This window comes from Bartonella sp. AP58NXGY (assembly GCF_042195785.1).
GTDB lineage: Bacteria > Pseudomonadota > Alphaproteobacteria > Rhizobiales > Rhizobiaceae > Bartonella.
In genome coordinates, this window is the sequence record NZ_JBHIOY010000399.1 from 1 (window position 1) to 574 (window position 574).

At 39.0% G+C, this 574-nt stretch carries 1 protein-coding gene and 1 pseudogene; both read right to left on the reverse strand.

The window, feature by feature from the left end:
• A partial coding sequence (locus ACFINC_RS11650) for a DUF6990 domain-containing protein (protein WP_375617300.1) occupies positions 1-251 on the reverse strand: 251 nt, incomplete at its 3' end.
• Between the two features lie 98 nt (positions 252-349).
• Positions 350-574 (reverse strand): annotated as a pseudogene (locus ACFINC_RS11655) (SMI1/KNR4 family protein); the annotation flags it as partial.

Sequence of the window (574 nt, forward strand, 5' to 3'; positions counted from 1 at the left end):
ATCAGCATATCCTCATATTGGTATCGCGATTTTTTACCGTTAGCGTATTCCCAGCCAAGACAATAGGCAGCAGTGGTAAGACTAACAGAAACCCACAATCTTCCGCTATCCCGTCCATAATCTATGACACCATAGTGAATACGCACGATACGATCAGGGAGATGATAATAAGCAAACATATCATCCATTTCATCGCGATGAGGCTCCCAACCCAGTCTTTTTAAAATCTCTGTTGCGTCTTTGGTTTGCATCATCATTCCCCCAGTATAATTCTTAATTTCTTTGCATAAAAATTACTTGTGTAATACTGAGGATCTCTAGAAAGACTAGATTTTCATCACCCCCAATGTCATTTCCTCCATAGTTTTTTCCAAAGGCTCTTGTAAAAAGGGATAGGTTGTGGACTGGGAGTGCTCTTAATTTTTTCAATCGGTTGATCACCATCAAGTATCTCATCGCTTACGTATTCTTTAATTTTTTTACAAAGGAATTCATAAAAATTACTGGCGTAATATTCAGAAACGCCAGATGGTAACGTGACATAGATTGGGCATTCTCCATCCCGAAACTGTGT